The sequence below is a fragment of the Pseudomonas entomophila L48 genome (assembly GCF_000026105.1).
In the GTDB taxonomy this organism is placed as follows: Bacteria; Pseudomonadota; Gammaproteobacteria; order Pseudomonadales; family Pseudomonadaceae; genus Aquipseudomonas; species Aquipseudomonas entomophila.
Map to the genome: position 1 here is coordinate 5153998 of NC_008027.1, position 12739 is coordinate 5166736.

Here is a 12739-nt window from a genome sequence, read left to right on the forward strand (position 1 = left end):
AGTCGCGCGGAGGCCTCAGCCGCCGGATTTCTTCGCCTTGAAGCCCTGTTTGATCAGCTCGCCGAGCAACAGTTCGACATGGTCGCCCTGAATCTCGATGACCCCGTCCTTGAGCGCGCCGCCGGTGCCGCAGCGCCGCTTGAGCGTGCTGGCGAGCTCCTTGAGCTGGTCGAGGGGCAAGGGCACGCCGGTGATCGTGGTCACGGTCTTGCCGCCACGCCCTTTGCTTTCACGGCGCACACGGGCGATGCCATCCCCTTCGGGGATGACCAATTGGCTGCAGATGCAGGCGTCCACCGGCTTGCCACAGTCTGGGCAATGCCGACCGGCATCGGTGGAATATACGAGACCGCCTAGGGCGGCGAAGGAAGAAGCTTTCTTGGCCACTTTTGTTCCTCTGTGCTGAGGACAAAAACTGGTCGACGGTTGCCGACCGCGAAGCCCCACTCTGGCAGGGGCGGCGCTACTGCCGCAAGGTCCTGCGACAGCCCGAAAAGGGCGCGCAGTGTAACGATAAATCCGGCGATTGCTAAGTACAGGATTGCGCCATTTTACGAATGTTTTGCGACCTGACTCAGTGCGACGCGAAAACCTTGCCTGGGAGCTCGATGCTAGAGCCTGCATCGAAGGCGCCTTACCCCAACACCCGGAAACGATTCGTTTATGGCAATGGCCGCAGCAGCCGCCATAGTACGGTCTTCGCCAACCATCACGCAGGAGAGCGTCCGATGAAGGTTCCCACTGTCAGCAAGTTCATCGCCCATTGGCACAAACTGCGCCTGAACCTGCCCATGGCCTGGCAGGTGACCCACGACAGCCACCATCAGGTCATGGCATTACTGGGCAGGCTCCCGCCAGGCTACCGACGCCAGGGCGATTGCGCGGTCCATGAGACCGCGACAGTCGAAACGGGCGCAGTCCTGAAAGGTCCGATCATCATCGGCGCGGGTTGTTTCGTTGCCGCCGGGGCCTACCTGCGGGGCGGGGTCTACCTGGGCCGCCAGTGCATCGTTGGCCCAAGCTGCGAGGTGAAAAGCAGCTTCATGCTCGATGGCAGCAAACTGGCACACTTCAACTTCGTCGGCGACTCGTTGATCGGGGCGAATGTCAACGTCGAAGCCGGTGCCATCATCGCCAACTATCGCAATGAGCTGGATGGCGCGCCCATCAGGATTCGCCACGGCGACAAGGTGATAGAAACAGCGGTCAGCAAATTCGGCGCGCTGATCGGCGACGGCTGCAAGATCGGAGCAAACGCCGTCATCGCGCCCGGCGCCTTGCTTCTACCGGGTACCCAGGTACCGCGTCTTGGGCTGATCGACCAGTTCGCCTATGACTAAGCACGGGCCTTGTAGCGCCCCAGCGCCACCAGCGAGTCCGGGCAATACGGTCGCTGCGTGCTTTCCGCCTGGGCCTGCTCGACGCTGATGAACCGCGCCTCGATGACCTCCTCGGGCTGCAAGCACAGCGGCCCGTCCCAGACCGCCGAATACACCGCGCACCACAAACGGTTGCCCGGCTGCTCGAAGTAGAACGTCTCGTGAAAACGCAGCTCGACGCCGCTCACCCCCAGCTCCTCGGCAAGCTCCCGGGCCGCCGAGTTGGCGTAGGACTCCTGCACCCCGACCATGCCTCCGGCCGCCACATCCCAGTAACCGGGATACAGCGCCTTGCTCAGGGTGCGCCGGTGCACGCACAGCTCGCCCGCGCCGTTGAACAGCAGGATGAAGGTGCAACGCCCGATCAGGCCGCGCTCGCGCAGCTCGGCCCGTGGCAGGGCGCCAAGCAGCTGGTCATGCTCATCGACCCAAGCCACCAGCTCGGCGTCGGAGGCCGCGCGGTGCGCGACCTCGGCAGGGTTGATAGGCATCTCAGCCCTGCGACAGCAACTGGCGCAGGTCGATGACCGCGGCGTTGGCCCGGGAAATGTAGTTGGCCATCACCAGCGAGTGGTTGGCCCACATGCCGAAGCCGCTGCCGTTGAGCACCATCGGGCTCCACAGCGCCTCCTGCGAAGCTTCCAGCTCACGGATGATCTGCCGCACGCTGACCGTGGCATTCTTTTTCGCCAGCACGTCCGCGAAGTCCACCTCAATGGCGCGCAGCAAGTGCGACAAAGCCCAGGCCTGGCCACGGGCCTCGTAGAACACGTTGTCGATCTGCAGCCAAGGCGTCTCGACCACCTCCTCGTCAACCTGCGGCGCCTGGCCGGGGGCCACGGATTCAGTCTTCAGGGTGTTGTTCAGCTTGACCCGGCCAACACTGGCCGACAGCCGTTGCGACAGCGAGCCCAGGCGGGTGGCCACATCACCCAGCCAGTTGTTCAGGTTGTCGGCGCGAGTGTAGAAGATCGCGCCCTGGTCACCCTTTGCCAGGCGGGTCTGGTAGCGGCTCAGCGACTTGATGCCTTCTTCGAACTCCGACTCGCTCGATGGCAGGATCCAGCTCTTGTTGTCGAAGTTGAAGCGCGGCTCGGCCTTGGCCAGGTCGGCGTCTTCGGTCGACTGCGATTGAGAGCGGGCGAAGTCCTTGCGCAGGGCCCGGGACAGGTCGCGTACCTGGACCAGCACGCCGTATTCCCAGCTCGGCATGTTGTCCATCCACAGCCCTGGCGGGAAGCGGTCGTTGGAGATGTAGCCGCCCGGCTTGTCGAGCAGGGTGCCGGCGACGGTCTTGAGGGTTTCGACGGTGGTGTAGCCGACCACCATTTGCTGGCCGTTGCGCTCGGCGGCGGCCTGGGCGTTCTGCTGCACCGGGAACAGCGCCGGCTCCTGGCTCCAGTACCAGCCCAGGCCGATGCACACCAGCAGGTACAAGCCGACCAGGGTCCCCAGGGCCCGGCTCCAGAGGCCGCCCAGGTAGCTGCGGGTGGCGGCGCGGCGGGTATCGACCCGCTCACGGGGCTCGGCCTTGGCCTCGCGGTTTTTCCAATCCAGCATGGCAGTGTCCTTAATCAGTCTCGACAGTTCAGGGCTTGGACCACAGGCCGCAGCCAGGGTGCCACGACAAGCCCGCGTGGCAGCACTATAAAGCAGACGCCGCCATTCGTATAAGCGACCAGCGGGTCAGCAACTGAATATTCGTCCCGTGAACACTTTGTTGACCTTGGGCACTCGCTTGTCGGAAAGCAGTGCTAGCATAGAGCCATCATCGAACCTGAACCCCTCCCCTTATAAGTAGTCAGGACATGACCCAGTCAGCCGAGCCCAGCCACGAGCGCCTCAAGCAGCATTTCGCCCAACGGGTCATCCACCAGGCCCGGCAGATCCTCGAGATCTGGCAACGCCTGCAGCGTGGCGAATGGTCCAACGGCGACCTTGGCGAACTGTGCGAGGCCAACCTGCGCCTGCAGCGTTATGCCGAACGCTTCGAACAACCCGAGCACGGCACCCTGTCGGCGGCCATCGGCCAGACCCTGCGCGCCATCGAGGCCAACAGCGCACGGCTGAACTCCGAGCTGATCGGCGAGCTCAACCGCCTGATGCAACGCCTGTCGCGCACCGGCCTGCGCAAGGGCGACCAGCTCGACAATGTGCCCCTGCCGCCACTGCGCAAGCCGGTGTATATCGTCCTGCAGGACCATGACCGTGCCGAGCGCCTGGCTCAGCAGCTGGAGTTCTTCGGCCTGACCGTACAGGCCCTGTACAGCGCCGAGGCGTTCCAGGCGTCGATGAGCGAGCGCCTACCGTCGGCGATCATCATGGACGTGGACTTCACCGGCCCTGGCATTGGCCTGCAACTGGCCGCCCAGGCCCAGCAGGGGCTGGAGCAGCACATCCCGTTGCTGTTCTTCAGCCTGCACGAGACCGATACCCCCACCCGCCTGGCCGCCGTGCGCGCCGGCGGCCAGGAGTTCCTGACCGGCACCCTGGAGGCCTCCAGCCTGCTGGAAAAAGTCGAGCTGCTGACCAGCGCCACCCAGTACGACCCGTTCCGCGTGCTGGTGATCGACGATTCCCGCGCCCAGGCCATGCATACCGAGCGCCTGCTCAACAGCGCCGGCATCATCACTCGCACGCTCACCGAGCCGATCCGCACCATGAGCGAACTGGCCGATTTCCAGCCTGACCTGATCATTCTCGACATGTACATGCCCGAGTGCAGCGGCACGGAACTGGCCAAGGTGATCCGCCACAACGACCGCTATGTCAGCGTGCCGATCATCTATCTGTCGGCCGAGGACGACCTGGACAAACAGCTCGACGCCATGAGCGAAGGGGGTGATGACTTCCTCACCAAGCCGATCCGCTCGCGCCACCTGATCACCACGGTGCGCAACCGCGCCGCCCGCGCCCGCCACCTCAAGGCTCGAATGGTGCGTGACAGCCTGACCGGGCTGTACAACCACACCCATATCCTGCAACTGCTCGAGGATTGCAGCTTCCGCGCACGCCGCGAGGAACAGCCGTTGAGCTTCGCCATGCTCGACATCGACCATTTCAAGAAGATCAACGACCGCCATGGCCACCCCATGGGCGACCGGGTGATCAAGAGCCTGGCGCTGTTCCTCAAGCAACGCCTGCGCAAGACCGACTACATCGGCCGCTACGGTGGCGAAGAGTTCGCCATCGTCATGCCCAACACCGCGCTTGAGGCCGCGCACAAGGTGCTGGACGAAATCCGCCGGCGCTTCGCCGAGATCCACTACCCCGCGCAGCCCCACGACCTGCAGTGCACGTTCAGCGCCGGGGTCGTCCAACTGGACGACAATCTGGATGCGCTGACCATGGCCAGCGCCGCGGACGAAGCGCTGTACCGGGCCAAGCATGCCGGCCGCAACTGCGTCGTAAGAGTCGACCCATAACCTCGGAATCCACACCGACCTTGTAGGAGCGGCTTCAGCCGCGATCACCAGCAAAGCTGGTGCCACACGCTGCGGCGCCTGGATCGCGGCTGAAGCCGCTCCTACAGGAATAGCGGCACTGTGCCACTTTTTTATGGCGCCAACCCGCCGCCGTCATCACCCCGTCACAAAACAGCAATAACTTCAGGCGCCTCCCCCCGCAGGAAGTTCGCGGCTATGCGCCTGAAGTGGCTGACCAATTTCAACACCCTGTTGCTGGTGACCGTGTGTATCGCCCTGGGCGCGACCCTGTGGTGGTCGCAGCGCGCGCTGGAACGCCCCTATCAATTGATGGAGCGCTACCTGGGCCTGTCGCAGCAGTTCCAGAACGACGCCGCGCGCAACACGCAAGCCTACCTGGCCAGCGGCGACGCGCTGCGCCATGCCGCGGCCATGGAGGCCAACAAGCAGTTGCAGGCAGCCCTGGCGGACTGGCCGGAAAACCTGTCGGCCAAGCTGCGGCCCAGCCTGGACAGCCTGCAGGCCTTCACCGCCAACGAACTGCTCGCCGCCGGCAAGCTGGCCGGCGACCCCCAGGCCCTGTTGCTGCAAGCCGAGCGGGAACTGGGGGCGAATCTCGAGCAACTGGCCGGCTACGCCCGCGACAGCGCCAGCCCTGACGCCGGCCGTTACCTGGCGCCCTTGTTCGAAGCCTCGCTGCACCTCGGCCGCCTGTCCCTGGCCCGCGACAAGCTGGTCAGCAGTGGCCGCGCCGAGCTGGCCGACGAGGTGGAGCGCGAGCTGCAACTGATCGTCGCCCAGGCACAGGCTATCGACGGCCTGCCACTGCTCGGTGTGACCCGCGCCGCCGAATCCAATGCCGACGACTTCGCCGCGATGATGGGCCTGGAAGCCCAGGCCAGCACCGAACAGGAAGACATCGCCGTAGGCCTGAAGCGCGAGCTGCACAGCTTGCTCGGCCGCTACCCCGCCGAACTGCAACGCACCCGCGAACAGATCGAGCGCCGCGCCGCCCTGGCCGCCAGCACCGGCGAGCGCCTGGAGGCGGTGCAGCAGGCCATTGCCGGCCTCGAGCCCGAAGTGCGCGGCCTGCACGCCATGATCGCTGGCGAAGTGCGTCTGATACAGGGCTTGATGATCGGCCTGATCCTGCTGATCGCCCTGTTGATCGACACCCTGCAGCGCCGCCTGGCCCGCACCCTGACCGGCCTGGCCCCGGCCCTGTCGCGCTGGGCCGAGGGCGATTTCGCCCAGGCCATCGCGCTGGGCAGGACCAACCGAGAACTGCACGACATCCAGGCATCGCTCAACCGCCTGCGCCAGTACCTGGTGGAACTGGTCGGCACCATCCGCCACAACGCCGAGCAGGTTGCCGGCAGCAGCCACGCCCTGGCGGGCATGAGCAGCGCCCTGCACGACGGCGCCGAGCGCCAGGCCGGCGACACCGCGCAGATCCGCGATGCCCTGGGCGAGCTGGAGGCGACCATCCAGCAGGTGGCCGGGGATGCCAGTTCGGCTGCCGACGCCAGCCGCGATGCCGGGCGCGCCGTGGAACAGGGCCAGGCGGTGATCGGCCAGAGCCTGTCCGGCCTGCGTTCACTGGTGGACGAGGTGCAAGGCAACGCGCGCATGATCGAGCAACTGGCCGAAGAGTCGGCGACCATCGGTGGCGTGCTTACGGTGATCCGCGCAATCGCCGAGCAGACCAACCTGCTGGCCTTGAACGCGGCCATCGAAGCGGCCCGGGCCGGCGAGATGGGCCGTGGTTTCGCGGTGGTGGCCGATGAGGTGCGCTCGCTGGCCCAGCGCACCACCGGCGCCACCGGCGAGATCCAGGCGCTGATCGACCGGCTGCAACAGGCGGCCCGCGAGTCCGTGGTCGGCATGCGTGCGCAGTTGGAGCACGCAGAGGCCACCGCCAGCCAGGCGCAGTCGGCCGATGGCGCGCTGGATGCGATCGTCAGCGCCATTCGCACCATCTCCGACACCGCGGTGCGGATTGCCGATGTGACTGCGCAGCAGACCGGAGCTGTGAGCGAGATTCGCGATCACAGCGAAAGGATTCATGAATTGGGCGAGGACAACCTGCAGCGCATTGGTGAAGGGCGTGAGCAGGGCGAACAGTTGCTCAAGCTGGGGGGTGAGCTGAACACGGCGGTGCGGGCGTTCCGCCTTTGAGAAGATTGCCAGCAGTACCGGCCCTTTCGCCGGCAAGGCCGGCTCCTACAGGTACCCTGCCAGCTTCAAGATCGACACCCTACCTGTAGGAGCCGGCCTTGCCGGCGAAAGGGCCTGCACAGACACCGCCAAGCCAGCGGCCATGTGTCGCCCCCGCAGGCAACGTGGCCCCAACTGCAGCCAACTCCGCTATCATGCCCGCCACGTTCCACCTCGCGAGTCCGCCATGCGCCGCCTGTTTTTCCTGCTGTTCCTGCTGCTGGCCAGCCCCGCCTTCGCCACGGGCCTGCTCGACAACCGCCCCAGCGCCACCCTCGGCGCCGCCTCCAACAGCGCCGATTTCCTGCCGGTGCACGAGGCCTTCAAGCTCAGCCTGGTCCAGGCCGACGCGCACAGCATCAAGCTGCGCTTCGTCGCCACCGACGGCTACTACCTTTACCGCCACCGCTTCCAGTTCCGCAGCGAACCCGCGGACATCAAGCTGGGCACGCCGGACATCCCCAAGGGCGAGGCCAAGCACGACGAATTCTTCGGTGACGTCGAGGTATACCACGGCGTGCTCGACATCGAGGTGCCGCGCAACGACCCGCGTGCCTTCACCCTGCTGGTGGGCTACCAGGGCTGCGCCGACAAGGGCCTGTGCTACCCACCGGAAACCGAACGGCTGAGCATCGACGGCGAGGGCGCCCCGCAGCCAGTGACCGATGAACAGGGCTGGACCTGGAAATCCCTGCTGCTGTTCTTCCTCGCCGGGGTCGGCCTGACCTTCACCCCGTGCGTGCTGCCCATGCTGCCGATCCTCTCCGGCGTGGTGTTGCGCGGCCAGGTCGGCGGCCTGCGCGGGCTGTCGCTGTCGCTGGCCTACGTATTGCCGATGGCGGCCAGCTTTGCCGTGCTGGGCGCGCTGATGGGCCTGTTCGGTGCCGGGCTGAACCTGCAGGCGCGCCTGCAATCGGCCTGGGTGCTGGTGCCGTTCGCGGCGTTCTTCGTGTTGTTCGCCCTGGCCATGTTCGGGTTGTTCGACCTCAAGCTGCCGCACGCCCTGAGCAGCCGCCTGGACAACCTTGCCCATCGCACGAAGGGCGGCTCGCTGCTGGGGGCCGCGGTGCTGGGCGTGCTGTCCAGCCTGCTGGTTTCTCCTTGCGTCTCCGCGCCCCTGGCAGGGGCTCTGCTGTACATCAGTGCCAGCGGCGATGCCCTTGGCGGTGCACTCAAGCTGTTCGCCCTGGGCTTGGGCATGGGCGCCCCGCTGTTGCTGATAGCCACCGGTGGCGCGGCTTGGCTGCCGAAGAGCGGCCCCTGGATGAACACAGTGAAGAACGCCATTGGCGTACTGCTGCTGGGCCTGACAATCGGCCTGCTCAGCCGCGTGCTGCCGGGGCCGATGACGCTGCTGCTGGTTGGCCTGCTGGCCGGCGGCGTGGCGCTGTTCCTCGGCGCCCTGGAGTTCGTGGTCAAGACCCCGCGCCAACGCTTGGCGCAACTGCTCGGCCTGGCCCTGCTGGTGTACGCCCTGGCGTGCGGATACGGCGCCTTGAGCGGCCAGGGCGATCCGCTGCGACCACTCCCGAAACCGGTCGCCGCCGGCACGCCAGCGGCGGCCAAGGCCGAGGCCTGGCAGACAGTCACGACACCCGCGGCCCTCGACGCCGCCCTGGCCGAGGCCAAGGCCGCCGGCCAGGCGGTGCTGCTGGACTGGTACGCCGACTGGTGCATCAGTTGCAAGGTGATCGAGCACGAAGTGCTCAACGCCGAGCCGGTAAGGGCGCAACTGGGCACCTTCCGCCTGCTGCGCTTCGACATCACCGAAAGCAACGCCGAGCAGCGCGCCCTGCTCGACCGCCACCGCCTGTTCGGCCCGCCCGCGCTGATGTTCTTTGCACCGAACGGCAGCGAACTGACCACTGATCGGGTCATTGGCGAGATAAACGCCGGCGATTTCGCCCAGGTTCTGGCGCGCGTGCGCGGCCAACTCGGTCTATAACTCCCTGCGGGCTGTGAAAAATCTCGCTACAAGTGACCAGAGTTAATCATCTGGTCACATACTTTGCGCGAACCTCGGACATCGTGCCGGCTATTGCCGGGAACTGGACACCCACCGCCGGTTACGGCATAGTCGCCGCGCTATGTCGAATTGCCCTACAAAACCAAGGAATCGCAGATGGCAACCCTACTGGTGCTGCACGGCCCCAACCTGAACCTGCTCGGGACCCGCGAACCGGGTCACTACGGCGCCGCCACCCTGGCGCAGATCAATCAGGACCTGGAGCAGCGCGCCCGCGCCGCCGGCCACCATCTGCAATACCTGCAGAGCAATGCCGAGTACGAATTGATCGACCGTATCCATGCCGCGCGCAACGAAGGCGTGGACTTCATCCTGATCAATCCGGCCGCTTTCACCCACACCAGCGTCGCATTACGTGACGCATTGCTTGCGGTGAGCATCCCATTCATCGAAGTGCACCTCTCCAACGTGCACAAGCGTGAACCGTTCCGTCACCACTCCTACTTCTCCGATGTCGCGGTAGGCGTGATCTGCGGCCTCGGCGCCACCGGTTACCGGTTGGCCCTGGAGTCGGCGCTGGAACACCTGGCTGCCAACGCACAGCCCTGATGACACAAGGTCTTGGCCCACGGGCCGAGGCTCAGAAGAAACGTTTTCGACACGTTTTCAAATTAAGTCCCCGACCGAACCTTGGGAGTTGATGATTAATGGATATCCGTAAAGTCAAGAAGCTGATCGAACTGCTGGAAGAATCTGGCATCGACGAACTGGAGATCAAGGAAGGCGAAGAGTCCGTTCGCATCAGCCGTCACAGCAAGACCCCGGCCGGCGCCCAGTACTTCGCCGCCCCGGCGCCGATGGCCGCTCCTGTCGCCGCCGCTGCCCCGGTTGCCGCTGCCGCCCCGGCCGCTGAAGCCGCTGCCGCCGCGCCCGCCCTGAGAGGCACCGTGGTTCGCTCGCCGATGGTCGGCACCTTCTACCGCAAGCCTTCGCCCACTTCGTCGAACTACGCTGAAGTCGGCCAGACCGTGAAGAAGGGCGACACCCTGTGCATCGTCGAAGCCATGAAGATGATGAACCACATCGAAGCCGAGCTCAGCGGTGTGATCGACGCCATCCTGGTGGAAGACGGCCAGCCGGTTGAGTTCGACCAGCCGCTGTTCACCATCGTTTGATTCGCGGAGAACCAACGATGTCTGGGAAGCTTGAAAAAGTCCTGATCGCCAACCGCGGGGAAATTGCCCTGCGGATCCTGCGTGCCTGCAAAGAGCTGGGCATCAAGACCGTCGCCGTGCACTCCACGGCCGACCGTGAACTGATGCACCTGGGCCTGGCGGACGAGTCGGTCTGCATCGGCCCGGCATCGTCCAAGGAATCGTACCTGCACATCCCGGCGATCATCGCCGCCGCCGAAGTGACAGGCGCCACCGCTATCCACCCAGGCTACGGCTTCCTCGCGGAAAACGCCGACTTTGCCGAGCAGGTGGAAAAATCCGGCTTCGCCTTCATCGGCCCGAAAGCCGACACCATTCGCCTGATGGGCGACAAGGTCTCGGCCAAGGACGCAATGATCAAGTCGGGCGTGCCGACCGTACCAGGCTCCGACGGCCCGCTGCCGGAAGACGAAGAGGTTGCCCTGGCAATCGCGCGTGACGTCGGCTACCCGGTGATCATCAAGGCCGCCGGTGGCGGTGGTGGTCGCGGCATGCGCGTGGTGCACAAGGAAGAAGACCTGATCGAGTCGGCCAAGCTGACCCGTACCGAAGCCGGTGCCGCCTTCGGCAACCCGATGGTCTACCTCGAGAAGTTCCTGACCAACCCACGCCACGTGGAAGTGCAGGTACTGTCCGACGGCCAAGGCAACGCCGTGCACCTGGGCGACCGTGACTGCTCGCTGCAGCGCCGCCACCAGAAGGTGCTGGAAGAAGCCCCGGCCCCGGGCATCGACGAGAAGGCCCGCCAGGAAGTCTTCAAGCGTTGCGTCGACGCGTGCATCGAGATCGGCTACCGCGGTGCCGGCACCTTCGAGTTCCTGTACGAGAACGGCCGCTTCTACTTCATCGAGATGAACACCCGCGTCCAGGTCGAGCACCCGGTCTCGGAAATGGTCACCGGCATCGACATCGTCAAGGAGATGCTGAGCATCGCCGCTGGCAACAAGCTGTCGTTCCGCCAGGAAGACGTGGTCATCCGTGGCCACTCGCTGGAGTGCCGGATCAACGCCGAAGACCCGAAGAAGTTCATCCCGAGCCCAGGCAAGGTGAAGCACTTCCACGCCCCGGGCGGCAACGGCGTGCGCGTCGATTCGCACCTGTACAGCGGCTACTCGGTTCCGCCGAACTACGATTCGTTGATCGGCAAGCTGATCACCTACGGCAAGGACCGCGACGAAGCCATGGCGCGCATGCGCAATGCCCTGGACGAGATCGTCGTCGACGGCATCAAGACCAACATCCCGCTGCACCGCGACCTGGTGCGTGATGAAGGTTTCTGCAAAGGCGGCGTCAACATCCACTACCTCGAGCACAAACTGGCCAACCAGGAGTGATCGCGTTAGCGTGATGAAAAAACCCCGGCCCCGTGCCGGGGTTTTTTATTGCCCTTCAGAAGGCTTTCCCGGTCGCTGTGGGAGCGGCCTTGTGTCGCGAAAGGGCTGCAAAGCAGCCCCGGCAAGCCATGCATCGACTTTGAAATCCTGGGGCTGCTCCGCAGCCCTTTCGCGACACAAGGCCGCTCCCACATGGCGTGCGGCATCTTCAGCCCCACCGTTCTCTACAAACCCCCCGCACTCGAGTAAACTGGCGGCCTTTCGCGCAGCCTCGGGCTGCCCCTGTCGATTTACCAAAGGTGCCCGCCATGCCCTGGCTGCAAGTACGCCTGGCCATCAGCCCGGAACAAGCCGAAACCTACGAAGACGCCCTGCTCGAAGTGGGCGCCGTCTCGGTGACGTTCATGGACGCCGAAGACCAGCCGATCTTCGAACCCGACCTCAACACCACCCCGCTGTGGTCGCACACGCACCTACTGGCGCTGTTCGAGGCCGATACCCAGCCTGAAGCGGTGTTCGCCCACCTGCAGTTGCTGACCGGCCACGACCTGCCCGAACACCAGGCCGAAGTGATCGAGGACCAGGATTGGGAACGCAGCTGGATGGACAACTTCCAGCCCATGCGCTTCGGCCAGCGCCTGTGGATCGTACCGAGCTGGCACGAGGCACCGGAGAAGGACGCGGTCAACCTGCTGCTCGACCCGGGCCTGGCCTTCGGCACCGGCACCCACCCGACCACCGCGCTGTGCCTGGAATGGCTCGATGGCCAGCAGCTCGAAGGCACACAAGTGCTGGACTTCGGCTGCGGCTCGGGCATCCTCGCCATTGCCGCGCTGCTGCTCGGCGCCCGTGAAGCGGTCGGCACCGACATCGACGTACAGGCCCTGGAGGCCTCGCGTGACAACGCCCAGCGCAACGGTATCGCCGACGACCTGTTCGCCCTGTACCTGCCCGAGCACATGCCGGCGATGCAGGCCGACGTGCTGGTCGCCAACATCCTGGCCGGCCCGCTCGTGTCGCTGGCGCCGCAACTGTCCGGCCTGGTCCGCCCCGGTGGCCTGCTGGCGTTGTCGGGCATCCTCGCCGAACAAGGTGAGGAAGTGGCCGCCGCCTATGCCGCCGACTTCGAGCTGGACCCGATCGTCGTTCGCGATGGCTGGGTACGCATCAGTGGCCGCCGCCGCTAAGCGCGCCTAGACTCAAC

General features: G+C 65.4%; 11 protein-coding genes. 8 read left to right on the forward strand and 3 right to left on the reverse strand.

Translation table 11 applies throughout. The features are described 5' to 3' along the window. Positions 1 to 15 precede the first annotated feature (15 nt). Entirely contained in the window at positions 16 to 387 is a 372-nt protein-coding gene (locus tag PSEEN_RS22425) for a translation initiation factor Sui1 (protein WP_011535863.1), read from the reverse strand. A 341-nt stretch (positions 388 to 728) separates the two neighbouring features. On the opposite strand from PSEEN_RS22425, the gene PSEEN_RS22430 reads away from it, so the two are divergent. Continuing rightward, positions 729 to 1340, forward strand: a complete 612-nt coding sequence (locus PSEEN_RS22430) for an acyltransferase (protein WP_011535864.1) — start codon at positions 729 to 731, stop codon at positions 1338 to 1340. On the opposite strand, the gene PSEEN_RS22435 is transcribed toward PSEEN_RS22430, so the two are convergent. Together PSEEN_RS22435 and PSEEN_RS22440 are read right to left on the reverse strand one after the other, a co-directional pair. After that, positions 1337 to 1870, reverse strand: a complete 534-nt coding sequence (locus tag PSEEN_RS22435; protein ID WP_011535865.1) for an NUDIX hydrolase — start codon at positions 1868 to 1870, stop codon at positions 1337 to 1339. The genes PSEEN_RS22430 and PSEEN_RS22435 overlap by 4 nt on opposite strands. Before the next feature lies 1 nt (position 1871). Continuing rightward, entirely contained in the window at positions 1872 to 2939 is a 1068-nt protein-coding gene (locus PSEEN_RS22440; protein ID WP_011535866.1) for a DUF2333 family protein, read from the reverse strand. A 248-nt stretch (positions 2940 to 3187) separates the two neighbouring features. Between PSEEN_RS22440 and PSEEN_RS22445 the strand changes: the two genes are divergently transcribed. The 7 genes from PSEEN_RS22445 (at position 3188) to prmA (ending at position 12722) form a co-directional block, all read left to right on the forward strand. Then, the gene (locus PSEEN_RS22445; protein ID WP_011535867.1) at positions 3188 to 4804 is read left to right on the forward strand and encodes a response regulator; all 1617 of its coding nucleotides are present in this window, start codon (positions 3188 to 3190) and stop codon (positions 4802 to 4804) included. Positions 4805 to 5236: 432 nt separating this feature from the next. Continuing rightward, positions 5237 to 6982, forward strand: coding sequence for a methyl-accepting chemotaxis protein (locus PSEEN_RS22450; RefSeq protein WP_420806630.1), 1746 nt, complete (start codon positions 5237 to 5239; stop codon positions 6980 to 6982). A 226-nt stretch (positions 6983 to 7208) separates the two neighbouring features. Further along, positions 7209 to 8966, forward strand: a complete 1758-nt coding sequence (locus PSEEN_RS22455; RefSeq protein WP_011535869.1) for a protein-disulfide reductase DsbD — start codon at positions 7209 to 7211, stop codon at positions 8964 to 8966. A gap of 177 nt (positions 8967 to 9143) precedes the next feature. After that, positions 9144 to 9596: a type II 3-dehydroquinate dehydratase gene (gene aroQ / locus PSEEN_RS22460; RefSeq protein WP_011535870.1), complete on the forward strand. Its 453-nt coding sequence runs from the start codon at positions 9144 to 9146 to the stop codon at positions 9594 to 9596. Between the two features lie 98 nt (positions 9597 to 9694). After that, the gene (gene accB, locus PSEEN_RS22465; protein ID WP_011535871.1) at positions 9695 to 10162 is read left to right on the forward strand and encodes an acetyl-CoA carboxylase biotin carboxyl carrier protein; all 468 of its coding nucleotides are present in this window, start codon (positions 9695 to 9697) and stop codon (positions 10160 to 10162) included. Between the two features lie 17 nt (positions 10163 to 10179). After that, positions 10180 to 11535, forward strand: coding sequence for an acetyl-CoA carboxylase biotin carboxylase subunit (accC, locus tag PSEEN_RS22470; protein WP_011535872.1), 1356 nt, complete (start codon positions 10180 to 10182; stop codon positions 11533 to 11535). Between the two features lie 308 nt (positions 11536 to 11843). After that, the gene (gene prmA, locus PSEEN_RS22475) at positions 11844 to 12722 is read left to right on the forward strand and encodes a 50S ribosomal protein L11 methyltransferase (protein ID WP_011535873.1); all 879 of its coding nucleotides are present in this window, start codon (positions 11844 to 11846) and stop codon (positions 12720 to 12722) included. Positions 12723 to 12739: the final 17 nt, after the last annotated feature.

Excerpts from the sequence above, each read along its gene's own strand:
- accB (WP_011535871.1), top strand. The coding sequence starts at position 9,695 with ATGGATATCCGTAAAGTCAAGAAGCTGATCGAACTGCTGGAAGAATCT.
- PSEEN_RS22440 (WP_011535866.1), bottom strand. The coding sequence starts at position 2,939 with ATGCTGGATTGGAAAAACCGCGAGGCCAAGGCCGAGCCCCGTGAGCGG.
- PSEEN_RS22450 (WP_420806630.1), top strand. The coding sequence starts at position 5,237 with ATGGAGGCCAACAAGCAGTTGCAGGCAGCCCTGGCGGACTGGCCGGAA.
- prmA (WP_011535873.1), top strand. The coding sequence starts at position 11,844 with ATGCCCTGGCTGCAAGTACGCCTGGCCATCAGCCCGGAACAAGCCGAA.
- PSEEN_RS22455 (WP_011535869.1), top strand. The coding sequence starts at position 7,209 with ATGCGCCGCCTGTTTTTCCTGCTGTTCCTGCTGCTGGCCAGCCCCGCC.
- PSEEN_RS22435 (WP_011535865.1), bottom strand. The coding sequence starts at position 1,870 with ATGCCTATCAACCCTGCCGAGGTCGCGCACCGCGCGGCCTCCGACGCC.
- accC (WP_011535872.1), top strand. The coding sequence starts at position 10,180 with ATGTCTGGGAAGCTTGAAAAAGTCCTGATCGCCAACCGCGGGGAAATT.
- aroQ (WP_011535870.1), top strand. The coding sequence starts at position 9,144 with ATGGCAACCCTACTGGTGCTGCACGGCCCCAACCTGAACCTGCTCGGG.
- PSEEN_RS22445 (WP_011535867.1), top strand. The coding sequence starts at position 3,188 with ATGACCCAGTCAGCCGAGCCCAGCCACGAGCGCCTCAAGCAGCATTTC.
- PSEEN_RS22430 (WP_011535864.1), top strand. The coding sequence starts at position 729 with ATGAAGGTTCCCACTGTCAGCAAGTTCATCGCCCATTGGCACAAACTG.